Source organism: Burkholderia sp. BCC0322, from assembly GCF_902833045.1.
GTDB lineage: Bacteria > Pseudomonadota > Gammaproteobacteria > Burkholderiales > Burkholderiaceae > Burkholderia.
On sequence record NZ_CADFDU010000007.1, the window covers coordinates 52,784 to 78,616 of the forward strand.

The 25,833-nt window shown below is 66.5% G+C and carries 25 protein-coding genes; 12 read left to right on the plus strand and 13 right to left on the minus strand.

The window, feature by feature from the left end:
* Nucleotides 1-19: 19 nt before the first annotated feature.
* Genes gspK through gspG form a run of 5 tightly spaced genes read right to left on the minus strand, consistent with a single transcriptional unit; the run spans nucleotide 20 to nucleotide 3,360 of the window.
* A complete protein-coding gene (gene gspK / locus HWX39_RS20910; protein WP_175969793.1) occupies nucleotides 20-1,144 on the minus strand; it encodes a type II secretion system minor pseudopilin GspK in 1,125 nt (374 codons plus the stop codon).
* 2 nt (nucleotides 1,145-1,146) lie between these two features.
* Nucleotides 1,147-1,836, minus strand: a complete 690-nt coding sequence (locus HWX39_RS20915; RefSeq protein ID WP_175956594.1) for a prepilin-type N-terminal cleavage/methylation domain-containing protein — start codon at nucleotides 1,834-1,836, stop codon at nucleotides 1,147-1,149.
* On the minus strand, nucleotides 1,814-2,302 hold the full coding sequence (gene gspI, locus HWX39_RS20920) for a type II secretion system minor pseudopilin GspI (protein ID WP_279613098.1): 489 nt from the start codon (nucleotides 2,300-2,302) through the stop codon (nucleotides 1,814-1,816). The genes HWX39_RS20915 and gspI overlap by 23 nt, the downstream gene beginning before the upstream one ends.
* A complete protein-coding gene (locus tag HWX39_RS20925; RefSeq protein ID WP_175969794.1) occupies nucleotides 2,299-2,868 on the minus strand; it encodes a GspH/FimT family pseudopilin in 570 nt (189 codons plus the stop codon). The genes gspI and HWX39_RS20925 overlap by 4 nt, the downstream gene beginning before the upstream one ends.
* Nucleotides 2,869-2,907: 39 nt before the next feature.
* The gene (gene gspG / locus HWX39_RS20930; protein WP_166891651.1) at nucleotides 2,908-3,360 is read right to left on the minus strand and encodes a type II secretion system major pseudopilin GspG; all 453 of its coding nucleotides are present in this window, start codon (nucleotides 3,358-3,360) and stop codon (nucleotides 2,908-2,910) included.
* Nucleotides 3,361-3,535: 175 nt separating this feature from the next.
* Here gspG and HWX39_RS20935 point away from each other — a divergent pair, with 175 nt between their 5' ends.
* The gene (locus tag HWX39_RS20935; protein WP_175969795.1) at nucleotides 3,536-3,946 is read left to right on the plus strand and encodes a general secretion pathway protein GspC; all 411 of its coding nucleotides are present in this window, start codon (nucleotides 3,536-3,538) and stop codon (nucleotides 3,944-3,946) included.
* A gap of 35 nt (nucleotides 3,947-3,981) precedes the next feature.
* Here the strand turns inward: HWX39_RS20935 and gspF are convergent, their stop codons facing one another.
* The 3 genes from gspF to gspD are packed head-to-tail and all read right to left on the minus strand — an operon-like array spanning nucleotide 3,982 to nucleotide 9,033.
* Entirely contained in the window at nucleotides 3,982-5,199 is a 1,218-nt protein-coding gene (gene gspF / locus HWX39_RS20940; protein ID WP_069246748.1) for a type II secretion system inner membrane protein GspF, read from the minus strand.
* Between the two features lie 4 nt (nucleotides 5,200-5,203).
* Complete coding sequence (gene gspE, locus HWX39_RS20945) at nucleotides 5,204-6,703, minus strand: type II secretion system ATPase GspE (RefSeq protein ID WP_175969796.1); 1,500 nt, start codon at nucleotides 6,701-6,703, stop codon at nucleotides 5,204-5,206.
* On the minus strand, nucleotides 6,700-9,033 hold the full coding sequence (gspD, locus tag HWX39_RS20950; protein WP_175969797.1) for a type II secretion system secretin GspD: 2,334 nt from the start codon (nucleotides 9,031-9,033) through the stop codon (nucleotides 6,700-6,702). Before gspD ends, gspE begins: the two co-directional genes overlap by 4 nt.
* 366 nt (nucleotides 9,034-9,399) lie before the next feature.
* On the opposite strand from gspD, the gene HWX39_RS20955 reads away from it, so the two are divergent.
* The gene (locus HWX39_RS20955) at nucleotides 9,400-9,849 is read left to right on the plus strand and encodes a lytic transglycosylase domain-containing protein (protein ID WP_175969798.1); all 450 of its coding nucleotides are present in this window, start codon (nucleotides 9,400-9,402) and stop codon (nucleotides 9,847-9,849) included.
* Nucleotides 9,850-10,003: 154 nt separating this feature from the next.
* Entirely contained in the window at nucleotides 10,004-11,317 is a 1,314-nt protein-coding gene (locus HWX39_RS20960) for a GTP-binding protein (RefSeq protein ID WP_175969799.1), read from the plus strand.
* 118 nt (nucleotides 11,318-11,435) lie between these two features.
* Here HWX39_RS20960 and HWX39_RS20965 read toward each other — a convergent pair whose 3' ends face one another.
* A complete protein-coding gene (locus HWX39_RS20965; RefSeq protein WP_006401505.1) occupies nucleotides 11,436-11,714 on the minus strand; it encodes an HU family DNA-binding protein in 279 nt (92 codons plus the stop codon).
* Nucleotides 11,715-12,102: 388 nt separating this feature from the next.
* Between HWX39_RS20965 and mnmC the strand changes: the two genes are divergently transcribed.
* From mnmC to HWX39_RS21000, 7 genes are all read left to right on the plus strand, one after another.
* Nucleotides 12,103-14,049, plus strand: a complete 1,947-nt coding sequence (gene mnmC, locus HWX39_RS20970) for a bifunctional tRNA (5-methylaminomethyl-2-thiouridine)(34)-methyltransferase MnmD/FAD-dependent 5-carboxymethylaminomethyl-2-thiouridine(34) oxidoreductase MnmC (protein ID WP_175969800.1) — start codon at nucleotides 12,103-12,105, stop codon at nucleotides 14,047-14,049.
* Nucleotides 14,050-14,720: 671 nt separating this feature from the next.
* Nucleotides 14,721-15,935, plus strand: a complete 1,215-nt coding sequence (locus tag HWX39_RS20975) for a cation:proton antiporter (protein WP_175969801.1) — start codon at nucleotides 14,721-14,723, stop codon at nucleotides 15,933-15,935.
* Nucleotides 15,936-15,949: 14 nt separating this feature from the next.
* Complete coding sequence (locus HWX39_RS20980) at nucleotides 15,950-17,065, plus strand: YbdK family carboxylate-amine ligase (RefSeq protein WP_175969802.1); 1,116 nt, start codon at nucleotides 15,950-15,952, stop codon at nucleotides 17,063-17,065.
* Between the two features lie 508 nt (nucleotides 17,066-17,573).
* A complete protein-coding gene (locus tag HWX39_RS20985; protein WP_043184842.1) occupies nucleotides 17,574-18,212 on the plus strand; it encodes a MarR family winged helix-turn-helix transcriptional regulator in 639 nt (212 codons plus the stop codon).
* A gap of 28 nt (nucleotides 18,213-18,240) precedes the next feature.
* Nucleotides 18,241-18,951 (plus strand): glutamine amidotransferase, encoded by a 711-nt coding sequence (locus HWX39_RS20990; RefSeq protein WP_175969803.1) that lies wholly within the window; start codon nucleotides 18,241-18,243, stop codon nucleotides 18,949-18,951.
* A 224-nt stretch (nucleotides 18,952-19,175) separates the two neighbouring features.
* Nucleotides 19,176-20,288: an NADH:flavin oxidoreductase/NADH oxidase gene (locus tag HWX39_RS20995; protein ID WP_175969804.1), complete on the plus strand. Its 1,113-nt coding sequence runs from the start codon at nucleotides 19,176-19,178 to the stop codon at nucleotides 20,286-20,288.
* A 180-nt stretch (nucleotides 20,289-20,468) separates the two neighbouring features.
* Complete coding sequence (locus tag HWX39_RS21000; RefSeq protein WP_175969805.1) at nucleotides 20,469-20,999, plus strand: SET domain-containing protein-lysine N-methyltransferase; 531 nt, start codon at nucleotides 20,469-20,471, stop codon at nucleotides 20,997-20,999.
* A gap of 128 nt (nucleotides 21,000-21,127) precedes the next feature.
* Here the strand turns inward: HWX39_RS21000 and HWX39_RS21005 are convergent, their stop codons facing one another.
* A complete protein-coding gene (locus HWX39_RS21005; protein WP_175969806.1) occupies nucleotides 21,128-22,612 on the minus strand; it encodes a sensor histidine kinase in 1,485 nt (494 codons plus the stop codon).
* A 118-nt stretch (nucleotides 22,613-22,730) separates the two neighbouring features.
* The gene (locus tag HWX39_RS21010; RefSeq protein WP_006401494.1) at nucleotides 22,731-23,423 is read right to left on the minus strand and encodes a response regulator transcription factor; all 693 of its coding nucleotides are present in this window, start codon (nucleotides 23,421-23,423) and stop codon (nucleotides 22,731-22,733) included.
* Nucleotides 23,424-23,545: 122 nt separating this feature from the next.
* Here HWX39_RS21010 and HWX39_RS21015 point away from each other — a divergent pair, with 122 nt between their 5' ends.
* Complete coding sequence (locus HWX39_RS21015) at nucleotides 23,546-23,776, plus strand: DUF3717 domain-containing protein (protein WP_089438903.1); 231 nt, start codon at nucleotides 23,546-23,548, stop codon at nucleotides 23,774-23,776.
* Nucleotides 23,777-23,868: 92 nt separating this feature from the next.
* On the opposite strand, the gene HWX39_RS21020 is transcribed toward HWX39_RS21015, so the two are convergent.
* Together HWX39_RS21020 and phhA are read right to left on the minus strand one after the other, a co-directional pair.
* Nucleotides 23,869-24,246, minus strand: a complete 378-nt coding sequence (locus HWX39_RS21020) for a 4a-hydroxytetrahydrobiopterin dehydratase (protein WP_279613099.1) — start codon at nucleotides 24,244-24,246, stop codon at nucleotides 23,869-23,871.
* A gap of 64 nt (nucleotides 24,247-24,310) precedes the next feature.
* Complete coding sequence (gene phhA, locus HWX39_RS21025) at nucleotides 24,311-25,204, minus strand: phenylalanine 4-monooxygenase (protein WP_244135060.1); 894 nt, start codon at nucleotides 25,202-25,204, stop codon at nucleotides 24,311-24,313.
* A 139-nt stretch (nucleotides 25,205-25,343) separates the two neighbouring features.
* Here phhA and HWX39_RS21030 point away from each other — a divergent pair, with 139 nt between their 5' ends.
* Nucleotides 25,344-25,829 carry an Lrp/AsnC family transcriptional regulator gene (locus HWX39_RS21030; protein ID WP_006408082.1) on the plus strand — a complete coding sequence of 162 codons (486 nt, stop codon included), beginning with the start codon at nucleotides 25,344-25,346 and terminating at the stop codon, nucleotides 25,827-25,829.
* Nucleotides 25,830-25,833 lie beyond the last annotated feature (4 nt).

Consider the following 25,833-nt stretch of genomic DNA (forward strand, 5'->3'; position numbering starts at 1 on the left):
CCTCTCCCGATTGGCGTCGTTATAGCTGGTCGCGAATGCGCACGACCCGTGTCGAGTGCGTGGTCGGATCACGATACACGAGCGAGGTGCGATCGACCTCCGCGCGTTCGTGCTGGATCCGGCCATGCACGATGAAATAGCTCGAATTGACGTCGACGACGCTCGAGTCGAGCGTCACGTTCGGCGCACCGGCGCCGCGCAGCGCGAGCTGCACGTCGGCGACGTTGCGGAAAAACACGGTCTCGCGGCGCGACACGAGCGCCTGCGCGGACGACACGCTCATTCCCGGCATCAGCGCCGCAATGACCTCGGCCGGCGCGGTGTTCATGTTCACGGGCGTCGTGGTCGGCAGCACGGTGACGAACGGGCGCAGCCGGGCAACCATCTCGGGCGTCACGCCGTCGACGTCGAGCAGGCTGTCGACGCCCGTCATCATCAGCGGCGCGGGCCCGCGGTCGCCGCCCGTCATGCCGGGATCGTCGGTGAAGCCGCCGCCGCCTTGCTGATCGGTCGTCACCGGCGCGGTGACCGGCGGCGCGGTGCCGCCACCCGGCAGCGTCGGCATCTGGAAACGCGTCGCCGAATTCAGCAGGCCCGCGCGCACCTGGAGCGCGATGCGCTTCGCGAACGCGCCGTCGTAGCCGAGCGTCGCCAGCAGGCGCTGGAACGCCTGGACCTGCGTGACGTTCAGCTGCAGCACGCCGGGTGCCGGCGACGCCACGAGGTTGCGCAGGTTGAACTTCGCCTGCGCATCCTCGATCGAGCCGGAGATATAGGTGTCTTCGCCGCCGGTGTCGTTGGGCGCGCCGATCCGGCCGAGGAAGTCCGACAGTTTCGTCTTCGCGATCGGTACGCCCCAGATCCCGCCGAGATACGTGATGCCGGGCGCCGTATCGCCTTCGGAGCGCAGGATCATCCGCGTCCAGTCGAGCGCGCCGCGCGCGACCCACTGCGCCTGCGCGATCACGCGCTGGTTCTCGATGCGGCGGATCTGCACCTGCTGGCGCCACAGCATGCCCGAGACGAGGATCGCCGACAGCGCGACGACGAGCAGCGCGGTGATGATCGCCGCGCCGCGCTGGCGGCCGCGTGCGCGACCGTCAGCACGGGCGGCAAATAATAGGCGGTGAGGGCGCGCACGCATCGTCATTCCCCGACGAGGAAGATGCGCGTGACCGGCACGCGCAGCGACGTCGCGCCGATGCTGACCTGCAGCCCCGTCACCGCGCGCGCAGGCGGCGCGTTGCCGATCTGCGGCACCTTGAGCGCATCGTTGTTCTGCGCGAGGGCTTCGTCGGCCGTCTGCAGGTTGGTGGTCCAGCCCACGCGCGGCACGTACAGCTTCGCGTCGATCGCGCCGACGCCGCCCATCAGCGCGACCCAGCTCCAGCCTTCGACGCTGCTGTCCTTCAGCATGCTGCGCAGCCGGTTCGCGTCGTCGATCGGCGGTGACGCATAGCGCACGACGCGCCCGCCGGCGATCCGGTAGCGGACCACCTGCAGCCGCGGCGCGACGCCCGGCACCTCGAGTTCGCGGACGATCTGCAGCGTATTGCCGGCGACGCCGATCGCCGGCTGGCCGGCCTCGTCGTCGGTCGCGGCGAGCCGCGCGTCGATGCGCATCTGGTCGAACATCTGCGCGAACACGCGCTCGTCTTCCATTGCGGCCGCGACCTTGTCGCGACCGCGCATGATCTGGTCGAGCCCGCGCCATGCGAGGATCGCGACCACCGCGAGGATCGCGATCGCGATCATCAGCTCGATCAGCGTGAAGCCGCGGGCGGGGCGGGCGAGCGGGCGTCGCATCGGCGCGTCAGAGCGGACGGCTGGTTTCATTCGCGACCACCGTCACCATCTGCGCGAGCACGCCGGTGTGCCCCGGCATGCTCACCGAAATCCGCACGCGCCGGAACACCGGGTTGGGCGTGGTGCTCACGCGCTGCGTGCAGACGAGCTGCACGTTGCCTTGCGAGCAGTCGAAACTCTGTTCGCCGATCTCCGGCCACGCATGCGTGAGCCGCATCTGCGCGAGCGCGTTGTCGGCGCTCCAGCCGGCGAGCAGCCGGCGATGAAGATCGGACGCGTTGGTCGCCATCGTGCCGACCGCGCGGATCGAAGCGGCGAGCGCGACTGCGATGATCGCGAGTGCGACCAGCACCTCGATCATCGTGAAACCGCGCGCCCCGACGAAGCCGGCCGCAGGCCGGGCCCCGGAGGAAACCCGCTCGGGGTGCTCCGAAGGAAGTCCCCTTGGGGGGCGCGATGAAGAAACGGAAGAGGGCAGGCGACGACGCATCGTCATTGCACCTCGTAGCGGCCATTGCCGGTGCCGACGATCGTCGCGCTGCCGACGGCCGAATGCAGCGTCACGCGCACCGGCGTGTCGATGCTCTCGGTGCCGAACACGACGCGATTCGCGTGCGTGTCGGACCCCGGATAGTCGATGTCGGCGCCGGTGACGCCACCATCCCAGTCGCGCGGCCGCAGCAGGTCGTCGCGCAGCGTGCGCCAGCCGTCGGGCGAGCTCACGTCGAAACGGAAGCCTTGCGCGGTCGGCTGCCACGCGATCGGTCGGGCACGCACCTGCGCTTCGTCGCCGGCCGTCTCGAACAGCAGCGCGATGCGCTGCGCCTCCTCGCGCAGGTCGGTGCGCGGATTGCGCGTGAGCGACAAGGACGCGAGCGACACGAGCAACCCCGCGATCACGAGCACGACCAGCATTTCGAGCAGCGTGAAGCCGCGCGCGCGATGTCGCCGCGCCGCTTGCAACGCGCGCCCGCCGTCGGCACGCGCCGGCACGGACGAAGCCGCGCCGCGACGCACACGGCAATCGCGGCCGCAGCGGAAGGTCGTGCGGATGGCGAGCATGAAGAACGGGAGCGAAGCGTCGGGCCGGTCAGTGAGCGCTTATTGCCACGAACCGATGTCGGTGTCGTTGCCTTCGCCGCCTTCCTTGCCGTCGGCGCCGTAGCTGAACACGTCGATCTCGCCGTGCACGCCCGGGTTCAGGTACTTGTAGCTGTTACCCCACGGATCGTTCGGCAGGCGCTCGAGATAGCCGCCGTCCTTCCAGTTGTTCGGGATCGGATCGGTGGACGGCTTCTGGATCAGCGCGTTCAGGCCCTGATCCTGGGTCGGGTAGCGGCCGTTGTCGAGCCGGTACAGCTTGAGCGCCTGCATGATCGTGCCGATGTCCTGCTTCGCGGCGATGCGGCGTGCCTCGTCCGGGCGGCTCATGATCTTCGGCACGATCAGCGCCGCCAGGATCCCGAGGATCGCGACCACCACCATGATCTCGATCAGCGTGAAACCGCGCTGACGACGCACGGCCGCGTTGCGGCGAGTGATCCACGTTTGCATGACTGACTACCTCTTTCCAAAAAATGTCGTTGGTTGAGTGACGCACCCGGCGCAGCGGACGATTGCCTGACGGCAACCTTCCGAACCCGCGGGCGCGGAGCACGCATTGTAAGGCGCGCGTTGCCGAGGGCTTTCACCCAACGCAAATTTCATATACATCCGTACAATAGCGCGCATGAACGCGCTCTCGATCCGGATCCTCTCCCTAGCCCTCTTCGCGGGTTTGTGCGCGACGGCCACCTACTGGGTCGTCACGCTGTCCGCCCGCGAAGCGCCGCTGCCCGCCGCCGCCGCGCGGCCGCCGATCCGCACCGAGGACGCCGCGGCGCTCTTCGGCGGTCAGCTCGACAAGAATCCCGTGCAGGACATCCACCTGTTCGGCATCCTCGCGCTCGACCACGGCGGCGCCGCGATCGTCGGTGTCGGCGGTGAGCCGCCGCGCGCCGTGTCGCTCGGCGCGGACGTCACGTCCGGCGCGAAGCTCGCCGAAGTCCGCCCCCGCTCGATCATCGTCGAGCGCAACGGTGCCCGCACCGAAGTCCAGCTGCCCGCCAACACGCCGTCCCCGGCGATCTACATGCGCTGAAGCCGAAGGCGACGGCCCGACCCACGGTCAGGCCGTCACTGCACCATGTTGTTCAGCTCGATGATCGGCAGCATCACCGCCAGCACGATCACGAGCACGATGCCCCCCATCGCCAGGATCAGCAGCGGCTCGAGCAGGCTCGTCAGGAACATCGTGCGGCGTTCGAGTTCGCGCGCTTCGCCTTCGGCCGCGCGATCCAGCATCGTCGTCACGTCGCCCGTCGCTTCGCCGGAACGGATCAGGTGTACGAGCACCGGCGGAAACGTCTTCACGTTGTTCAGCGCGCGCGACAGCGCGGAGCCTTCGCGCACGCGCACGATCGCGTCGTCGATGTTCGCGCGCATCGCGCGGTTCGACAGCGTCTCGCCGGCCGCCTGCAGCGCGCGCAGGATCGGCACGCCCGCCGCGGTGAGGATGCCGAGCGTGCTCGCGAAACGCACCGTGTTGTAGCCGCGTACGAGCTTGCCGGCGAGCGGTGCGGTCAGCACCCAGCGGTCGAACGCGAGGCGGGGCCCGTCGCGCGACAGCGTCGCCTTCACGAACCACACGACGAGCACGACCGCGATCAGGATCGCCCACCACCAGTGCCGCACGAAATCCGACAGCGCCATCATCACGATCGTGAGCACGGGCAACTGCTGCTTCGTGCTCGCGAACACGTTGACGACCTGCGGCACGACATAGCTCAGCAGGAACGTGACGATGCCGAATGCGATCAGCGTGACGATCCCCGGATACGTGAACGCCAGCAGGATCTTCTGCTTCAGCGCGTTGCTTTGCTCGATGTAGTCGGCGAGGCGCGACAACACGATGCCGAGCTTGCCGGTGTGCTCGCCCGCCGCGACGAGCGCGCGGTAGATCTCCGGGAAATCGCGCGGATGCTGGCCCAGCGCATTCGCGAGCGAATGGCCGCCGAGCACCTCGGCGCGGATCGCGGCCATCAGTTCGCGGATGTAGTCGCGCTCGGCCTGCTCGGTCAGCACGCCGAGCGCCTCGTCGAGCGGCAGCCCGGCGATCAGCAGGCTCGCGAGCTGGCGCGTGAGGATCGCCTGTTCGCGCTGCGACAGCTTGCGGCCGAACGCGAGCCGCTGCGACCGCGCCCCGCGCGTCGCGCTGGCGGCCGGCTCGACGACGAGCGGCGTCAGCCCTTGCGTACGCAGCTGGCCGCGCGCGGCACGGGCGCTGTCGGCATCGATGACGCCTTTCTGCGCGCGTCCCGCCGAATCGATTGCTTCGAAACGGAATGCCGGCATCGCGCTATGCGCCTCCCGTCACGCGCAGCACTTCCTCGAGCGACGTCGCGCCCGACGCGAGCCAGCGCTCGGCATCGTCGCGCAGCGTGCGCATGCCTTCCGCACGGCCGGCGGCGAGAATCTCCGCGTCGGCCGCGTTGCGGTGGATCAGCGAGCGGATCGAATCGTCGACCAGCAGCAGTTCGTATACGCCGCGCCGGCCCGAATAACCCGAATGCCCGCACTTGTCGCAGCCGACCGGATGCCACACGGTGCGGCCTTCTTCCTGGCGCTCTTCCTTGCAGGCGGGGCAGAGCTGCCGCACGAGCCGCTGCGCGAGCACGCCGAGCAGCGACGATGCGAGCAGGTACGGCTCGACGCCCATGTCGGTCAGACGCGTGACGGCCGAGGCCGCATCGTTCGTGTGCAGCGTCGCGAGCACGAGGTGGCCCGTCAGCGATGCCTGCACGGCGATCTGCGCGGTTTCGAGATCGCGGATTTCGCCGATCATGATCACGTCCGGATCCTGGCGCAGGATCGAGCGCAGCGCGCGGGCAAAGGTCATCCCGATCCGCTCGTTCACCTGCGTCTGGCCGATGCCGCCGAGATCGTATTCGATCGGGTCCTCGACGGTCATGATGTTGGTCGTCGCGGTTTCGAGCCGCGACATCGACGCGTACAGCGTGGTCGTCTTGCCCGAACCCGTCGGGCCCGTGACGAGCACGATGCCGTGCGGGCGCGCGATCAGCTTGTCGAACTGGACGAGCGTGTCGCGGCCCATCCCGAGCGCTTCGAGGTTCAGCCGCTTCGCATCCTTTTCCAGCAGACGCAGCACCGCGCGCTCGCCATGCCCGGTCGGCAGCGTCGACACCCGCACGTCGACCGGCCGGCCGCCGACGCGCAGCGTGATGCGGCCGTCCTGCGGCAGGCGCTTCTCCGCGATATCGAGCTGCGCCATGATCTTGATCCGCGAGATCAGCGCGCCGTGCAGCGCCTTCTTCGGCCGCACGACGTCGCGCAGCGTGCCGTCGACGCGAAAGCGCACGACCGAGGCGTTCTCGAACGGCTCGATGTGGATGTCCGATGCCTGTTCGCGCGCCGCTTGCGTGAGCAGCGCGTTGATCATCCGGATGATCGGCGCGTCGTCTTCCGATTCGAGCAGATCCTCGACTTCGGGGATGTCCTGCATCAGCCGCGACAGGTCGACCTCGCCTTCGACCTCGCCGACCACCTGCGCGGCGCTGCCGTCCTGGCGTGCGTACGCATGGTTGATCGCCTGCGCGAGCTCGTCGGCCGGCACGCGATGCACAGAGATCGAGCCGAAGTTGCGCGCGATCTCCGCGAGCGCAGCGTCGCTCGTGCGTTCGCTGATCCACACCTCGAGCGTGTCGTCGAGCTGGTGCGCGATCAGCACCTGGCCGCTCTTCGCGAAGCCGTACGGCAACAGCCGCGCGGCGAGCGGCGACGGCGGCTGCCGTTCGCCCGGCGCGCCGTCGTGGGAAGGGGATGCGAGCACGTCGCTCACTGCGACGCTCCCGGCGTGGCCGTCAGCGGCTGTTGCGGCACGGCCTGCTGCGGCACGCTTTGCGGCTGCGCGGGCGTCGCCTCCGGCAACGGCTGGGCCGGAACCGGCACCACCTGGCGCTGCAGTTGCTGGCGACGCATCTTGTCGAGATCGAACAGGTTGCCCGCGGCCGTGCCGCCCTGGCTCGGGCCGATCGGCATCGGCGGAACGATCGGATCGTCCTTGTCGCGCATCACGTTGTTGTCGGACTTGTACGCACCCGTCACGCCCTGGATATAGTCGTAGCGATTGGCCGTGACTTCCTGCGCGACGTTGCGATCGGTGATGATCACCGGGCGCAGGAACACCATCAGGTTGGTTTTCTGGCGCTGCTTCGATTCCGAACGGAACAACTGGCCGATCCACGGAATGTCGCCGAGCAGCGGCACCTTGCTGTTCGCCACCTGGTAGTTGTCCTGCATCAAGCCGCCGAGCACGATGATCTCGCCGTTGTCCGCCAGGATCGTCGACTGGATCGAGCGCTTCGTGAAGGTCGGGCCGGTCTGCGCGCTCGTCGTGCCGGCGACGACCGCCGAATCCTCGGTATAGAGCTGCAGCTTCAGGATGCCGCCGTCGGTAATCTGCGGCTTCACGTGCAGCGTCAGGCCGACGTCGCGACGGTCGTAGGTGTTGAACGCATTGCTCGTCGTGCCGCTCGTCAGGTTCGAATACGAACCGGTCGCGATCGGCACGTTCTGGCCGACGACGATCTTCGCTTCCTCGTTGTCGAGCGTGATCAGGTTCGGCGTCGACAGCACGTTCGCGTCGCTCACGCCCGAGAAATACTGCAGCAGTGCGCCGAGCCCCTGCACGCCGAACATGTTGTGCAGCCAGCCGATGTTGAGGCCCTGGTTCAGCCCCGCGATGTTGGCTGCCAGTCCGGTGGTCGCCGCCGTGCCGCCGGTCGTCAGGTTGATGATGCTGTTGCCCGCCACGCTGCCGGCAGTGGCCGCCAGGTTCGTGCCGCCGAGAAACTGGCCGCTCGCCACCTGCCACTGGATGCCGAGGTTGCCCTGCGTCGTCGAGTTCAGCTCGACGATCAGCGCCTCGATATAGACCTGCGCACGCCGCGCATCGAGCTGGTCGATCACCGAGCGCAGGTTCCGGTAAACCGGATCCGACGCGGTGATGATCAGCGAGTTGGTCGCCGCATCGGCCTGGATCATCCCGCCGGGCTGGTTGTCGTCGCCCTTGTCCTTGTCGCCGCCGAGCAGACCGGCGCTGCCAAGCCCGCCGCCGCTGCCCGACGAGCCGCCGTACCCCGACGATGACGACGAGCCGCCGAGGCCGCCCGACGGCAGCGGCGGGGTGCCGGACGTGCCGGTCGAGAAGTTGCCGCTCGACGACGAGCCGCCGTTCTGGTTGAAGCTGTTCACATCGTTGGAGGACGCCGACGAGCCGCTGTCGCTGCCGCTGCCCTTGCCGAGCATCCCGCGCAGCGTCTTCGCGAGCTTCACAGCATCGGCGTTGCGCAACGGCACGACGTGCATGTTGCCGGGCACCCCGCTCGGCGCATCGAGCTGCTGCACGAGCCGCTTGGCGGCCGCGAGGCGCGACGCGCTCGACGCGCGCAGCAGCAGCGAGTTGGTGCGCGGGTCGGCCGTGACCGACACCTTCAGCGTCGCGTCGCTATTGCCGATCGCGCCCGGGTCGAGCATTTTCTGCAGCTGCGCGGCGAGATCGATCGCGTTCGCGTTGCGCAGCGGAACGACCTGCACCTGCGCGCCCGCGGCGCTGTCCACGCCCGCGATGATCTGTGCGATGCGCCGCACGTTGTCCGCGTAGTCGGTCACGACGATCGTGTTGTTCGCCGGATAGGCAGTGACCGTGTTGTTCGGCGAGATCAGCGGCCGCAGCACGGGCAGCAGGTTGTTCGCCGATTCGTTGTGCAGCTCGAACACCTGCGTGATCACCTGGTCGCCGCGGGCCTGCGGCGCATTGCCGACATAGGTCGGCACGCCCTGCAGTTTCGCGTCGGCCTCGGGTACGACCTTCAGCACGCCGTGATCCTGCACGAGCGAGAAGCCCTGCATGCGCAGCGCCGACTGCAGCGTCTTCAGCGCCTGGTCTTCCGGCACTGGCCGTTCGGCCACGAGGTTGAGTTGCCCCTTCACACGAGGGTCGACGATGATGGTCTTGCCGGTTGCGGCGCCGATCGCCTTGGCGACCTGGTCGATATCCGCATTCACGAAGTTGAGCGTGACCTGAGCGTAGGCGGCCTGCGAGACGATGATGCCGGCGACGATCAGAGTCGTGGCGACGCGCCGCATTACGAAGCGATTTCTTGTCATGGATGAATGGGTCGATGCCGGCTCAGGCCACTTCCGGCGGTAGTGCTGGGATCCAAGTCCGAAAGAGGCGACATTAGCAGTTTTTCATGTCCGAAATATCACATTGATCCGAGGACTGTCTCACATACGACATGTATCCGGCGAGCCGTATGCAATATGTAAGATTCGGCCTGTTCCCGGCATGCCGGCCATCGCCCCCGTTTCACGATGAATCGACACGGAAATGCGGTATAACCGGGCTGCCGTATTCCTGTATGTCTCAAGCTGACGGACTGTCGGTATGATACGGGCGGCATGATTCTTGTCGCACGAATAACAGGCGCGGGTTTTCCCGACCCTCACGCATTTTCTTGTCGATTTCGCACCATGAACAGACGGTTCGCTTCGATCGCGTTGATCGCCGCCGGCGCTTGTTTCGCCAGCGCGAACGCTCGCGCGGACTGTTTCGACGAAGCGGCCAAATATCAGCAGGTCAATCCGCTGATCCTGCGCGCGATCGCGTGGCAGGAATCGCGCAACCGGCCCGGCGCGCTGAACAAGAACACCAATGGCTCGGTCGACTACGGCCTGATGCAGATCAATTCGATCCACCTGCCGACGCTGTCGCGCTACGGGATCGGCCGCGATACGCTGATGGAGCCGTGCAAGAACGTGTACATCGCCGCGTGGCATCTCAAGCAGAAGATGAACCGCTACGGCAACACGTGGCAGGCCGTCGGCGCCTATCATTCGGAAACCCCGTCGCTGCGCGACAAGTACGCGCGGCAGATCGCCGGCATCCTGACCCAGTGGAAGCTGCTGCCGCCCATGCAATGACGCGGCGCCGCAGGCCTGACGCCGTACCGGCCGGCCGGCGCGCGTTTGATGCACAATGCGGACTCACGCCGCAATTTCACCCGTGCGCGGGACGATCGCGCCCCGGAAGGGCGTCGCGGCCGCTTTTTCAATCTTTCCGTTGGTGCATATCGCTATGAATCCGGCAATGAACCAGCCGTTGCCCGTCACCGTGCTGTCCGGCTTCCTCGGCGCCGGCAAGACCACGCTGCTCAATCACATCCTCGCGAACCGCGCGGGCCTGAAAGTCGCCGTGATCGTCAACGATCTCGCGGCGGTCAACATCGACGCATCGCTCGTGCGCGACGCGCAGGCGCTGTCGCACGTCGAGGAACGCCTCGTCGAGATGTCGAACGGCTGCATCTGCTGCACGCTGCGCGACGACCTGCTCGTCGAGATCCGCACGCTCGCGTCCGAAGGCCGCTTCGACGCGATCGTGATCGAATCGACCGGAATCGCGGAGCCGATGCCGATCGCCGAAACCTTCACGTTCGTCGACGACGACAGCACGTCGCTGTCGAAGGTCGCGCAGCTCGACACGCTCGTCACCGTGGTCGACGCGTACAACTTCCTGCGCGACTACGGCTCGGACGATGCGCTCGCGGCGCGCGGCATCGCCGCATCGGAAGAGGACGACCGCACGCTCGTCGAACTCCTGATCGAGCAGATCGAGTTCTGCGACGTGCTGGTGATCAACAAGGCCGACCTCGTCGACGCGAACGACCTTGCACGCCTGCAGCACATTCTGGCGCGACTCAATCCGCGCGCGCACCAGGTCGTGTCGACGTTCGGCAACGTGCCGCTCGACGAAGTGCTGAACACGGGCCGCTTCGATTTCGACGAAGCCGCGAACGCACCGGGCTGGCTCGCGTCGCTCGATCACGATCACACTCATCGCGACGACCCGGACGGCCATGACGAACATCATGCGCACGTGCACGGCGAAGCCGACGAATTCGGCATCGGCAATTTTGTTTACCGTGCGCGCCGGCCGTTTCATCCGGCTCGACTCTGGGCGCTGCTGCACCAGGAGTGGCCGGGCGTGCTGCGCAGCAAGGGCTTCTTCTGGCTCGCGACGCGAAACGACATCGCGGGTTCGCTGTCGCAGGCGGGCGGCGTATGCCGGCATGGCCCGGCGGGGCTCTGGTGGGCGGCGCAGGATCGCGCGGAATGGCCGGACGACGATGAGCTGCTGGGCGAAATCCGCGCCGAATGGCACGGCGATCTCGACGATCGCTCAGTGGGCGACCGCCGGCAGGAACTCGTGCTGATCGGCATCGCGCTCGACGCGAATGCATGGCGCGCGAAGCTCGACGCGTGCCTGCTGACCGATGCGGAATTCGCGCTCGGCGCGGCCGGATGGCATGCGTTCGACGATCCGTTCCCGGCGTGGGATGTCGATTCGCACGACGACGACGATCACGGCGACACGCAGATCGTGCATGCGTAACGCGTTGTAAAAACAACCGTTAAATCTTGCAAGAGGGGCGCGGACTGTGGCAAAAATGCTGCGCGCGCCCAACAAAAAACCCGCCGAAAGGCGGGTTTTTCTTGGAACAGGCGCTGGTTTAACGCTTGTTGACGGCGTCCTTGAACGCCTTGCCAGCCGTGAACTTGACCGTCTTGGCTGCCGGGATCTTGATGGTTTCGCCGGTCTTCGGGTTGCGGCCCGTACGTGCTGCGCGCTTGCCCGAACCGAAGCTGCCGAAGCCGATCAGCTGAACCGCATCACCCTTCGACACGGCTTTCTTGATGACTTCGAGCAGCGTGTCCAGCGTTTCGCCGGTTTGAGCCTTGCTGGCGCCCGTTTGGGCGGCGACGGCGTCGATCAGTTCCTGTTTGTTCATTAAGGTTCCTTTATCAGGTTAGGTTGACACGAACAGCGCGAACGCGCCGATTATACGTGCGCGAACCGTGCCGTCGAGAGTCAGACTCCGACGACACAGCGCCGAATCCTGGCCCGCGCGACGCGCCCTCCGGTTAGCCGGCGGCCACCCCGCGGTACGGCGTTGCTATGATAGCGCAGCGCAAACCCAATAACGACAAGGGTTTCAAAGATTTTCATCGGTATTTCGCCGAATGAATCACCGGCTGCCCGTTTTTTGACCAGCGCCAACCGGACAGGATACGCAGCGCGGTCCGCCCGTGCGCCGCGCCGTTGGCTTTTTCCAACGACCGGTCGGACGGCCCCGCGCAATCCCTTGCCAGGCTTGGCTGCCACGTTTTTTGTTTCGCATGACCGACCGACTTGTTCCCGCCACGCTCGCGCTTCGCGACGACGGCACGCTCGTCTCGCCCGAGTTCGGCGATCTCCAGCGCAGCGCATCAGGCGCACTTGCGCATCGCGTGTTCGTCGCGGGCAACGGGCTGCCGGCGCGCTGGCAGGGCCGCCGCACGTTCACGATCGTGGCGACCGGATTCGGCGCGGGCGGCAGCTTCCTCGCGGCCTGGGCCGCGTGGCGCGACGATCCCGCGCGCTGCGAGCGGCTGCATTTTGTCGCAGTCGAACCGCATCCGTTTGCGCGCGACGACCTGCGCCGTGCAGCTGCGCATATCGTTGCGGACACAACCATATCGGCGGATGTCGATACCCTTGCCGACGCGTGGCCGATGCTTGTACCAGGGCTGCACCGGCTCGAATTCGACGAAGGGCGCGTGGTGCTCACGCTCGCGTTCGGCGATGCGATCGACATGCTGGGCAGGATCGTTGCGCGCGCCGACGCGTTCTGTCTCGACGGCCTCACGTCCTCGAGCGACGCGGATCTCCAGTCGACCGGCGTGGTCCGTGCGCTCTCGAAAATCGCCGGCGAACACGCAACATTTGCAGCGTATGCGCATTCGGACGCGTTGAAACACGCACTCGACACGTCGGGTTTCACGTATCGCGAGATCGACGATCTGCTCGTCGGCGAATATGCGCCGCGCTGGCGCGCGCGCCGGCACGAGCCGCCGCTCGCGTTGCCTGTCGCGACGCGTCGCGCGATCGTGATCGGCGCAGGCCTGGCAGGGTGCGCGGTCGTCGAACGCCTGGCCGCGCGCGGCTGGGACGTCACGCTGATCGAGCGGCACGAGCGGATCGCGAGCGAAGCGTCGGGCAATCCGGCCGGTGTATTCCATCCGTTGATGACACGCGACGACAACGTCGCGAGCCGGCTCACGCGTAGTGGCTTCCTGCATGCGATCGCGCGCTGGCGCGCACTCGAACGTGCGGGCCATGCATTCGCGCGCAGCACGCACGGGATGATCCATCTCGCCGAATCGGCCGACGACTTCGAACGGATGCGCGACGCCTTCGATGCGTTCGGTGCGCCGTCCGACTACGTGTCGTTGCTCGACGTCGATGCCGCGCGCGCTTATCTGAACCTGCCGGTCGCGCAGGGCGGCCTGCTGTTTCCGCACGGCGGCGCCATCTGGCCGGCCGGCGTTTGCGCGGCCCAATATGCGGCGGCCGGCGAGCGCGTGCGCTTGCTCGCGTCCACCGGCGTTGCAAAACTCGAACGTCGGGGCGACGCATGGCATGCACTCGACGATACGGGCGGCACGCTGGCCGACGCGCCCGTCGTCGTGCTCGCGAATGCCGGCGACGCCGCGCGTCTCGCCGGGCTGCAGCATGTCGCACTGCAGCCGGTGCGCGGTCAGCTCACGTTGCTGCCGGCCGGCAGCACGGCGCCGCTGCCGTGCCCGACGATCGGCGACGGTTACGCGGTACCGCTCGACGACGGCACGCTGCTGATCGGCGCGACGTTCGAGCCCGACGACATCGATCCCGCGATGCGCGCGGCCGGCCACCTCGAAAACCTCGAGCGCGTGCGGCATCTGCTGCCCGGCCTGATCGGCGAACTGCCGGACACCGACACACTGCGCGGCCGCGTCGCGTTCCGCTGGGTCGTCGGCGACCGCCTGCCGCTGCTCGGCCCGCTCGCGGACGAAGCGGGCGCCGTCGCCCATGCACGCGCACTGAGCGGTGCGCAGGCGCGCGACCTGCCACGCATGCCCGGGCTCTACGGCGCATTCGGCTTCGGCTCGCGCGGACTCGTATGGGCCGCGCTCGGCGCCGAACTGATTGCATCGCAACTCGAAGGGGAGCCGTGGCCGCTCGAGCGCGAACTCGCCGATGCCGTCGACCCCGCCCGCTTCCTGATCCGCGCGTTGCGCGCACGCCGCGTCGGTCAGCCCGGCTGATCACCCACCCGAGTCGCTCACAGTTTCCCGACTTTTTTGCGCCAGGTTATCCACTCGACACTGTGGATAACCGCGTGGAATCCGCGCGCACTTCGTGTGCAATCACAGTGGACGTAAACTGGGTAACTCGGCACAGCTGTGAGGCGGCCCGAAAGTTGCTCAACTCAAACCGCTGTGCACGAACAGTCTGTGCAACGGGTTATGGGTTCTGCAACACCTTGATCCGTCAACGTAAACCGAAGTTATCCACAGAACTGTGCGCCCTTTGTTAACTTCTACTACGTATATATACAGGTAAACCTTTGAAACCAAAGACCTGTGGTGCCGCACAGCGCCGCGAGTCGATTCAATGGGTTCCAGACCGAAAAAGCTGTGGCACAATCGGTTTCCTTCGCGTTCATCCGGCCAGGCGCCGGACATGCTTCAATGGAACGGTCGGCACGATTTCGAATCTGAATCTTCGAGACTGCGCAGTCCGTTCACACACCAGGCCGACAATCCAGATCGGCAACCTGAACGACTTTCCGCCCTGTGGCGGAAAAGGCGGATCCCATGTCCCGCCGTCGTCGACACAACAATCACATTCGGGGCGATACCCGGCCGGCGCGCATCCATTTCTGACGCTTGACCCCGCGTCGCTGGCGGTCGCTTCCAAAGGAGAAGTCACCACGATGAAGTCGGCGTTCTCATTCCTGCCCAACTGGCCGCTTACGCCGGATGCCGTGTTCTGGGCCGGGCTCGCGCTGTTCGCGGCCGGCCTGTGTGGCGAGCTGTGCTATCGCGCATGGCGTCTGCCTCGCATCACCGGTTATGCGGTGATCGGTCTCATCGCCGGATCGTTCGGATTCGGCGTGATCGATGCAAGCACCGACGAAACTTCCCGGTTGCTGATCGACGTCGCACTTGGCCTCTTGCTGTTCGAGCTCGGCAGCCGCCTCGACCTGCGCTGGATCCGGCGCAATCCGTGGCTGATCGCGTCGAGCCTCGCGGAAGCCACGCTGACGTTCGTGCTCGTGCTGTTCGTCATGCTTGCGCTCGGTGTTTCGGGAATGGTCGCGATCGTGTTGTCGGCGATCGCGATCGCGACGTCGCCGTCGATGGTGATCCAGCTCAAGACCGAACTGCGCGCGGAAGGACAGGTGTCGCAGCGCCTCATCACGCTCACCGCGCTCAACAGCGTGTACGCGATCGTGCTGACCAAGCTCGTGACGAGCTGGCTCCACCAGGAAGCGTACGGCAACGTTTTCGCGACGATCCTGCAGCCGCTCTACCTGATCGCCGGCTCGTTCATCGTCGCGTACCTCGTCGCGCGTTCGTGCAATTTCCTGTTCCGTCACATGACGTCGACGATGCGCGACGAGCATTCGTTCGTCGCGCTGTTCGGGCTCGTGATGCTGGCGATCGCGGTGGCCCAGGCGCTGAAGCTGTCGACGCTGCTCACGCTGCTGCTCGCCGGCATCATCGTCAAGAACCTCGAAGCGCGCCCGCAGCTGTGGCCCGAGCACTTCGGCACGGCCGGCTGGCTGCTGACGGTGGTCCTGTTCGTGCTCACGCTCACGTCGTTCACGTGGGGCGACATCGCGCTCGGCGGGCTGCTCGCGATCGTGCTGATCGTCACGCGGCTCGTCGCGAAGCTGGCCGGCGTCGTCGCGTTCGCGAAGCCGAGCGGCATCGGCATGAAGCAGGGCATCGCGCTCGGCATCGCGCTCACGCCGATGTCCGCGCTGTCGTACCTGCTCGTCGACGACACCTACCAGCTCTATCCGAATTTCGACCCGCACCTGCGCGCGATCGTGATGTGCACGATCGTGATCCTGCAGCTCGTCAGCCCGTTCATCGTGTACCGCTGCTTGTCGGCGGTCGGTGAACGCAGCGACAGCAACTGATTCCGGAACCTGCCATGGCACTCGAAACCTTCGTCAATTCCGAACCGTTTACGTTCGGCGTCGAACTGGAGATCCAGGTCGTCAACACGCACAACTACGACCTGACCAAAGCGGCCTCCGACCTGATGCGCCTGATCCAGGGCGAGACCTTTCCGGGCAACATCACGCCCGAAATCACCGAAAGCATGATCGAGCTGTCGACCGGCATCTGCCGTACGCACGAGCAGGCGGTGAGCGAGCTGCACGCGATCCGCGACGTGCTCGTGAAGGCGGCCGACCAGCTCAACGTCGGGCTGGCCGGCGGCGGCACGCATGCGTTCCAGCAATGGAGCGACCGGCAGATCTACGATGCGCCGCGCTTCCAGTACATCTCCGAGCTGTATGGTTATCTCGCCAAGCAGTTCACCGTGTTCGGCCAGCACGTGCACATCGGCTGCCCCGATCCCGACAGCGCGCTGTTCCTGCTGCACTCGATGTCGCGCTTCATTCCGCACTTCATCGCGCTGTCCGCGTCGTCGCCGTTCGTGCAGAACGTCGACACCGGCTTCCATTCGGCACGCCTGAATTCGGTGTTCGCGTTCCCGCTGTCGGGCCGCGCGCCGTTCGTGCTGACCTGGGACAGCTTCGAGGAGTACTTCACGAAGATGGTGAACACCGGCGTCGTCAACTCGATGAAGGACTTCTACTGGGACATCCGGCCGAAACCCGGCTACGGGACGATCGAGGTGCGCGTGATGGACACGCCGTTGTCGGTCGACCGCGCGGCGGCGATCGCCTGCTACATCCAGACGCTCGCGCGCTACCTGCTGACCGACCGGCCGCTGAAGCTGTCCGAGGACGACTACCTCGTCTACACGTTCAACCGTTTCGAGGCGTGCCGCTTCGGGCTCGAGGGCACCTGCGTGAATCCTCAGACGGGTGAGCGCCGCACGATCGCCGAAGACATCCTCGACACGCTCGACCGGATCGCGCCGCATGCGGCCGCGCTCGGTTCGCGCGCGGCGCTCGACGAGATCGGTGCGCTCGCCCAGGCGCGCGTGAACGACGCATCGTGGTTGAGAACCGTTTTCAAACAGGAAAAATCGCTCAATGAGACGGTCCGCCAGCAGTGCTTACGTTGGCGCGAGTGAAAAAATGTTTTGCAGATTACGGGCTCGACCGAGTCGCGATTCACTGAACGACCGGCGGCCCCGATTGCCGCCGAAATCGTTGCCGGTTGTCCTGAAAATCTGTGGATAACCTGATATTCCGCTGCAAAGTCAACGATCTGTGCGCGGGATAACCCGGTGGATCATTGCGCTTGGCCCGATGGCCGATCCGAACAGGAAAATGCTCGCATGCACCGTTCGGCGGGTGTCCGGCATTGCAGGCACAACGAAAAATTTTGGTTATCCAGTGATTTTCCACAGAATGAAGGGGATAACTTAGCTGTGCGATTTTCCGCTCTCGCTTAGAATGTCGGCTTTGCGGACACCGGAACGATGCGTGTCTTACCGGTCGCCGCGAACGCGACCGCCGCGTGTGCCCTCGCGACGGCCGTGCTGACGCACTCGCAAGAGCGTGTCTGTTTTGAGATAGACATTCGATCTCCACACTACGGCCGCTCGGCAAACCGGGCGGCGGCAAAGCGAAAAGACTATGAGCGAAGGCGTTTACGGGAATCAGGCTTCGGGACGTGTGACCCACAGCCTGCTGCGGTTGAGTACGGCCATGCGAAGCCAGGCATGGGATTGGGCGGAAGGCGCGGGCCTCACGCCGACGCAGGGCGAGATTCTCGTGCTGCTGCTGCAGCGCAAGGGCCCGATGCGGCTCGGCGAGATCGCGCGCGAGACCCAGCTGACCGCGGCGACCACGAGCGATGCGGTGAGCACGCTCGAGACCAAGGGTCTCGTCGAGAAGCGCCGTGCGCTGGATGACGGCCGCGCGCTGGCCGTGCGCCTGTCGGCCCGCGGCCGGACGGCCGCGAAGAAGGCGCTGCAATGGCCTGAATTCCTGACGAAAGCGGTCGGCAAGCTCGGCGCGGACGAGCAGGGCGCGTTGTATCGCGCGCTGCTGAAGACGCTGCGCGAACTGCAGGTGGCCGGTGCGACGCCGCCGCAGCGCATGTGCGTGACGTGCGCCCACTTCCAGCCGGGCAAGCTGTCGAAGAAGACCGTGCATCACTGCGCGGCGCTCGATATCTCGATGTCCGACAGCGATTTGCGTCTCGACTGCTCGGTGCAGGAAGAAGCCGACGCGGCGACGCAGAAGAAGACCTGGAAGATTTTCGCAGGCTGACGTCCGTCGATCGACCGGGAGGCCGATGATGAACGCTGAAGTCGTGGCGATCCGCCACGTGCATTTCGAGGATCTCGGGAGCTTCGAGCAGGTGCTCGGCGAACGGGGCCGGCGGGTGCGCTACGTCGACGTCGGGTCGTCGCGGGTCGAGGTGCTCGACGTGCTCGAGCCGTCGCTGCTCGTCGTGCTCGGCGGGCCGCTCAGCGTGTACGACGATGCGCAGTATCCGACGATCGCGCCGCTCGCGGCGCTCGTGCGCCAGCGCATCGACGCCGGGCTGCCGATCCTCGGGATCTGCCTCGGCTCGCAATTCATCGCCCGGGCGCTCGGTGCGCGTGTCTATCCGGCCGCGCAGCACGAACTCGGCTGGGCGCCGCTGACGCTCACCGATGCCGGCCGCGCATCGCCGCTGCGCCATCTCGATGGTGCGGCGACGTCGATGCTGCACTGGCATGGCGACACGTTCGACCTGCCGGGCGGGGCGATTCATCTCGCGTCGACACCGGCCTGCCGTCACCAGGCGTTCGCATGGGGCCGGCACGTGCTGGCGCTGCAATGCCATCCGGAAATCCGCACCGACCGCTTCGAACCGTGGCTGATCGCGAACGCCGGCGAAATCGCGGCGACGCCCGGCATCGACGCGCGCCAGTTGCGCGCCGACACCGCTCAGTACGGCCCCGGGCTCGAAGCGGCCGCGCGACGCATGTTCGCGGAGTGGCTCGACAGCGTCGGACTCTGACGCCGCCGGCGGCGCTGCCGTTCGCCGCGAACGGGTTGCCCGGCCCGCATCCGATGCAGGCCGGCGCATCGTCGTATGCGCGGCGTTTTCCACCTTTCCCGCATCGCCGGCAACCCACTGCCGGCCGCACCTGACCATCCGCTTACTGCCGGGGGCGCCGTCAGCACGCTTTCGGCCTGCGTGCTACGCTCGTTCGCTCTTTCCTTTCCTGGCGAGCGGCCTCCATGACTGCGCTGTTTTCCCCGTTCACGCTGCGAGGCGTGACCCTTCCGAACCGGATCGTGATCTCCCCGATGTGCCAGTATTCGGCCGAACGCGGCGAGGCGACCGACTGGCACATGATTCACCTCGGCCATCTCGCATTGTCGGGCGCGGGGCTGCTCTGCATCGAGGCGACCGCCGTGGAACCCGACGGACGCATCACGCATGGCGACCTCGGCCTCTGGGACGACGCGACCGAGGCCGCGCTCAAGCCCGTGCTGGCCGCGATCCGCAAGCATTCGCCGGTCCGCATCGCGATGCAGTTGTCGCATGCGGGGCGCAAGGCGTCGAGCAACGTGCCCTGGCAGGGCGGTCAGCTCGTGTCCGTCGCCGACGGCGGCTGGTTGCCGCATGCGCCGTCGGCCGTGCCGCACAAGGATGGCGAGACGCCGCCGCTCGCACTCGATGCCGCGGGCCTCAACCGGATCCGCGAAGCGTTCGCGGCCGCGGCGAAGCGGGCGGCGCGGCTCGGCATCGATGCGATCGAGGTGCACGCGGCACACGGCTACCTGCTGCACCAGTTCCTGTCGCCGCTCGCGAACCAGCGCACGGACGAATACGGCGGCTCGCTCGAAAATCGCATGCGCTTTCCACTGGAGATCTTCGAGATCGTGCGCGCGGCGTTTCCCGAAGACCGGCCGGTCGGCGTGCGCGTATCCGCGACCGACTGGGTCGAAGGCGGCTGGGAGCTCGACGATACGATCGCGTTCGCGCACGAACTGAAGCGCCGCGGCTGTGACTGGATCGACGTGTCGTCCGGCGGGGTGTCGCCGTTGCAGAAGATTCCGCTGTCGCCCGGCTACCAGGTACCGTTCGCGCAGGCCGTGAAGCGCGCGGTCGGCATGCCGACGATCGCGGTCGGCCTGATCAACGAGCCCGCGCATGCGAACCGGCTCATCGAAGCCGGCGATGCCGATTTCGTCGCGATGGCGCGTGCGATGCTGTACGACCCGCGCTGGCCGTGGCATGCGGCGGCCGAGCTCGGCGCGCAGGTGACGGCACCGCCGCAATACTGGCGCTCGCAGCCGCGCGAGCACAAGGCATTGTTCGGCGACATCGCATTCGGCCAGCGTTGAGCGCCGCGCGCGCAATATTGCGCGTGATGTTGAACGAAGCAATCGTGAACGTGTAGGATGCGGGTAATCCGCCGCATGCCCCGACGCGGCACCGACCGGTGCCGCGTTTTCGTTTTGCGCGACGCGAGGTCGCGATCGCGGCCGCCTTCCATTCAAGTCGTCTTCACAAGGATTCGTTCGATGAGTTCACGCAGGATCGCGGTGCGCCGCTCGGGAGTACACGGCAAGGGCGTGTTCGCCGTGGCGCCGATCAAGGCCGGCGAGCGCGTAGTGGAATACAAGGGCGAACGAATTTCGTGGAAGGAGGCGCTGCGTCGCCACCCGCACGACCCGAGCGAACCGAACCATACGTTCTACTTCGCACTGGACGAGGGTGGGGTGATCGACGGCAAGATCGACGGCAACAGCGCGCGCTGGATCAACCACTCGTGCGCGCCGAACTGCGAAGCCGAGGAAGTCAAAGGCCGCGTGTACATCCACGCACTGCGCGACATCGGGCCGGAAGAGGAGTTGTTCTACGACTACGGCCTCGTGATCGATGCGAAGCTGACGAAGTCGCTCAAGCGCGAATACGCGTGCCATTGCGGCGCGGCGTCGTGTCGCGGCACGCTGCTCGCCACATCCGACGACGGCGGCAAGAAGAAAAAGAAGAAGGACAAGAAGGACGGCAAGTCCGAGTCCCGGTCGAAGGACAAGAAAAGCAAGAAGTGACGCAAGCGGCAGCGCACGATGCGCTGCCGCCAGACGTTTCAGCAGACGGCTGCCGCATCGCGCAGCCGTGCTCTCCGCCTCCCTCATCCGGCGCGCGGCCCGATCAGCGGCTGCCCGCCGGGAGTCCCTCAGTGCGCCGATGCGGCGGCCGGTGTTTCGCTGGCCGGCTTCTCGATGCGCGCGGTCAGCGGCACCCTCACCACGAAGCGCGAGCCGCCTTCCGACGCATCCTCGTACGAGACGGTGCCGCCGTGCATCGCGATGATGTCGTGCACGATCGCGAGGCCGAGCCCGGCGCCCGTCTCGACACCGTTGCCGCTTTGCGCGTCGCCGCGGAAGAAGCGCTTGAACAGGTCGGCCTGCTGGTTGGCGGGCACGCCGGGGCCGTTGTCCTCGACGACGATCTCGGCGGCCGGCTGGCCGTCCTCGAGTGCGCCGCGCGCAACGTTCACCGTGATCCGTGCGCCGTCCGGCCGCGCGAGCGGTACGTACTTCAGTGCATTGTCGAGCAGGTTCGCAATCACCTCGCGCAACAGCACGGGATTTCCGCGCACGATCAGCTTCCCGTCGTCACCGGGATCGTCGGTGCGCTGGAAGCCGAGGTCGACGTGCGACGCAAGGGCGCGCGGTACCCATTCGGCACCCGTCTCGAACGCCATCGCCGCGAGGTCGACGTCGACGAACCGCGCGGCCTGTTCGCCCGGCTCCGCACGGGCGAGCGACAGCAACTGATTCGACAGCCGCACTGCACGGTCGGCCGCCGCGCGCAGCTCGCGCACGGCAGCGTAGGTCTGGTGCGGGTCGCGCGCGACGGCGGCCTGTTCCGCATGCAGCTTCACGGCCGTGAGCGGCGTGCGCAACTGGTGCGCGGCATCGGCGATGAACTTGCGCTGCGCGTCGAGCGCAGTCTTCAGGCGGCCGAGCAGCGCGTTCATCGCGCTCGTCAGTGGCCGGATTTCCAGCGGCACCTCGGTTTCGTCGACCGGTTCCAGCGACGTGTGGGTCTGCCGGTTCAGCGAATCGGCCAGGTGCGTGAGCGGGCCGAGCTGCTGGTTCACGACGCGCCACACGATGCCCCAGCCCGCGAGCAGCAGCAGCAGCAGCGGCATCATGATCGCGACGAGGAATTCGGCCGCGATCCGGTAGCGGTGCCGCACCGGCTGCGCGACCTCGACGACCATCGGCTTGCCGCCTTCGACGTCGTCGACGCGCACCTGCGCAACCCGCACGGCACGGTTGTCGTATTCGGCCTCGAACACATACGCGTGATGCATGCGGCGTACGTTGATGCCCTGCAGCGGCAGCTTCGGATCGCCGGCGAGTTCCTGTTCGCCGTCGCTGATCCGGTAGATCAGCGCTTCGGCGGGATCGGAGAACATCGCCTGCGCGAGCGGCGGCACCGTGAACGGCGCGTCGGGGCCGGCAATCTGGATCTGTTTGGAGATGGCGGTCGCGAGATCGGCGAGCGAGCGGTCGATCACGTGCTGCGTGTATTGCCACGCGAGCCAGTAGGCGATCAGGCCGCTCATCAGCGCGAGCATCGACAGCGGGGCGGCGAGGCGCCGAAGCAGCGAGCGGCGCAGGCTGGTGGTCACAGCCGGATCAGGAGACATTTCGACGGGCAAATGGATAAGCGCCGCTCACGGGGAGCGGCGCGGTCTTGCGCCGGGCGGCGACGCGGAGCAGCGCGCACACGCGGGCGGCGCGTCGCCGCCCGGCGTGCGGTGCCGCTCAGACGCTCGCCGTCTGGCGGATTTCCTGCAGCAGGTAGCCGAAGCCGCGCACCGTGACGATTTCGACACGGCACTGCTCGAGTTTCTTGCGCACGCGGTGCACGTAGACTTCGATCGCGGTGTCGCCGAGATCGCCGCCGAAGTGCGTGAGGTGATCCTGCAGCTGGGCCTTGCTGACGACGCGGCCGTGGCGCAGCAGCAGCATCTCGAGCACCGCGAATTCGCGCGGCGACAGTTCGAGCGGCTTGTCATCGTTGAAGATGCGGCGGTCGACGCCCGACAGGCGGACGCCGCCGAGCGACACTTCCGGACGCGGCATGTCGCTGTGCGGGCCGCTGCGGCGCATCACCGCGCGGATGCGCGCTTCGAGCTCGGCCGGCTCGAACGGCTTGAGCATGTAGTCGTCGGCGCCCGAGTTCAGGCCCTGGATCCGGTCGTTCAGCTCGTCGCGCGCGGTCAGCACGATGACGGGCGTGTGGCGGTTGGTCTGGCGGAAGCGCGTGAGCAGCGTCATCCCGTCGATGCCTGGCAGGCCGAGGTCGAGGATCACGAGTTCGTGGCGGTTCTGTGCCAGCGCCTGTTCGGCAAAGATGCCGTCATGCACCATGTCGACGGTGAAGCCAGCCTGCTCGAGGCTGCTCTGGATACCGCGTGCGATGGGGCGGTCGTCTTCAATCAGAAGGAGTCGCATGAAGTTCGCTCAAGTACAATGGGTTGGCGGTTCAGGCACGCGGACAGCACGACGCCGTTTCCACAGGGGCGCCGCTACACCTGACATCAAGCATGGCGGCCAGCGAACGATTAAATCCAAACATGTCCGATATTTCGATCAACGACCTAGAAGCCGCGATCAATTTCTGGCGCGCCCGCTCGCCGTCGAGCGGCGACGAACTCAAACTCTGCGAAGAGGCCAGCGCGCTTTCCAAGCCGTATGCGCTGCTGATTGTACAGCGCCAAAGCGCGCTGCAACTGGAAGGTTTGGACCCCAAGGCGCGGAATGCATACGAGACTTACGTGCGCCTTAAGGATGGCTTGGAAAGCTGAAGGCTTTCGCTGACTACATCCTAGAAAACGTTCATCGAAATGAAAAGTTGACGCGCCGCGCATCGAAAGACGCGCGGCGGTAGAGGAAGGCCTCAGGCGGCGGGTTTCGCGTGCGCGCCGGCGCGGTCGATGAACAGCGCGAGTTCGATGTCGCGTTCGGTCAGGCCGTCGGCGTCGTGGGTCGACAGCGTGATGTCGACGCGGTTGTACACGTTGAACCATTCCGGATGGTGGTTCATTTCCTGCGCCTTGATCGCGACGCGCGTCATGAAGCCGAACGCGTCGTTGAAATCGGCGAAGCGCAGGCTGCGCTGGATCGCGTCGCGGTCGGGTACGGCCGTCCAGAGCGGCAGGCCTTCGAGTCGGGTCTTGCGTTCTTCTGATGTGAGCTTGTGGATCATCTTGCACCTCTCGTTCGGTAACGGCGCCCGCGCGCGGCTGCGCCGCGCGGCGAAGCCGGCACCGGTCATTGTTTCATAGTTGCGGGAAGGCGATCGGGAGGCCGCCGGGGGCGCGTTCGTGCACCCTCGACCGTCATGCGTCGGCGTCGTCGGGCCAGCCTTCGCCGGTGCCGCGGTGCAGCACGCTATCGGTATCGAGCACCGCGCCGGCTGCGAACTCGGGCAGCGCCGCCAGCCGGTCGGCCAGCGCACGGCCGTCGACGTCGGCGAGCGCGAACAGCTGGGCGAAATCGTCGATCACGAAATAGGTCTTCTGGAACGTGTCGATCCGGTACTTCGTGCGCATCACGCGCTCGAGGTCGAAACCGAGCCGGTTCGGCGCCGCGCTTTCGAGGCTGTACAGGCTTTCACCCTTGCTCGACACGATTCCGGCGCCGTAGATCGACAGCCCGTTCGTGCCGCGCGGATCGCGGATCAGCCCGAATTCCACCGTATACCAGTAGAGCCGCGCGAGGCGCGCCAGCGCCGCTTCGTCGTCGGCGACCGCAAGTGCGATACGACCGTACGCCTGCATGTAGTCCGCGAACACCGGATTGATCAGCAGCGGCACGTGGCCGAACAGGTCGTGGAAGCAGTCGGGTTCCTGCAGGTAATCGAGCTGGTCGGGGCGGCGCATCCACCAGGTGACGGGGAAGCGCCGGTTCGCGAGATGCGCGAAGAACACCCGGTCGGGCACGAGGCCCGGCACCGCGATGATCTCCCAGTCCGTTGCCGGCTTCAACTGACGGTTCACGTCGGCGAACGACGGCACGCGATCGGCCGGCAGGTCGATCTTCCCGAGCCCCGCGACGAACGCGTCGCACGCGCGCCCGCGCAACAGTGCCGACTGGCGTGCATAGAGCTGCTTCCACACCGCGTGGTCAACCTGGCCGTAACGCGCGAGCGGCTGGTCGATGGTGAAATCGGCGCGGGTTTCGAGGCCCGCATCGAACTGCTCCTGCAGTTTCGCGGTGACGACGGTGGACATGATCTGGCTCTGCACGTGGCGGTTGGGAACCATGCAAGTGTAGAGCGGGGTGCGCGCGGAATGGGCGCAATATTGGCGTTGATTTGCTTGATGATGCGATAATCGTGCATCAAATCACGAATCAATGCGGAGAATGCTCATGCTGGAACTCGATCATTTCGATCTTGCGCTGCTGGACGTGCTGCAGCGCTTCGGCCGCGCGACGCACCAGCAGCTCGGCGAGGAGGTGCCGCTGTCGCCGTCGCAGATCGGCCGGAGGCTGCAGCGGCTCGAGGCGGCCGGCGTGATCGAAGGCTATCGCGTGATGCTGCGGCCCGAAAAGCTCGGGCTCGGCGTCACCGCGTTCACGAGCCTGAAGCTCAAGCACCACGGCGATTCGATCATCGAGCAGTTCCAGCAGCAGATCGACGTGCTGCCCGAAGTGCTCGAATGCCATGCGGTGGTGGGCGATGCGGACTACCTGCTGCGGATCGTCGCGCCCGACCTCAACGCGCTGTCGCAGTTCGTGATGAAGAAGCTGATGCGCGTGCCGGGCGTGGACAGCGTGCGCTCGAACATCGTGCTGACGACCTTCAAGCGCAACGGCGCACTGCCGCTCGCGCACTTGGCGCCTGGCGCCGCCTGACGCG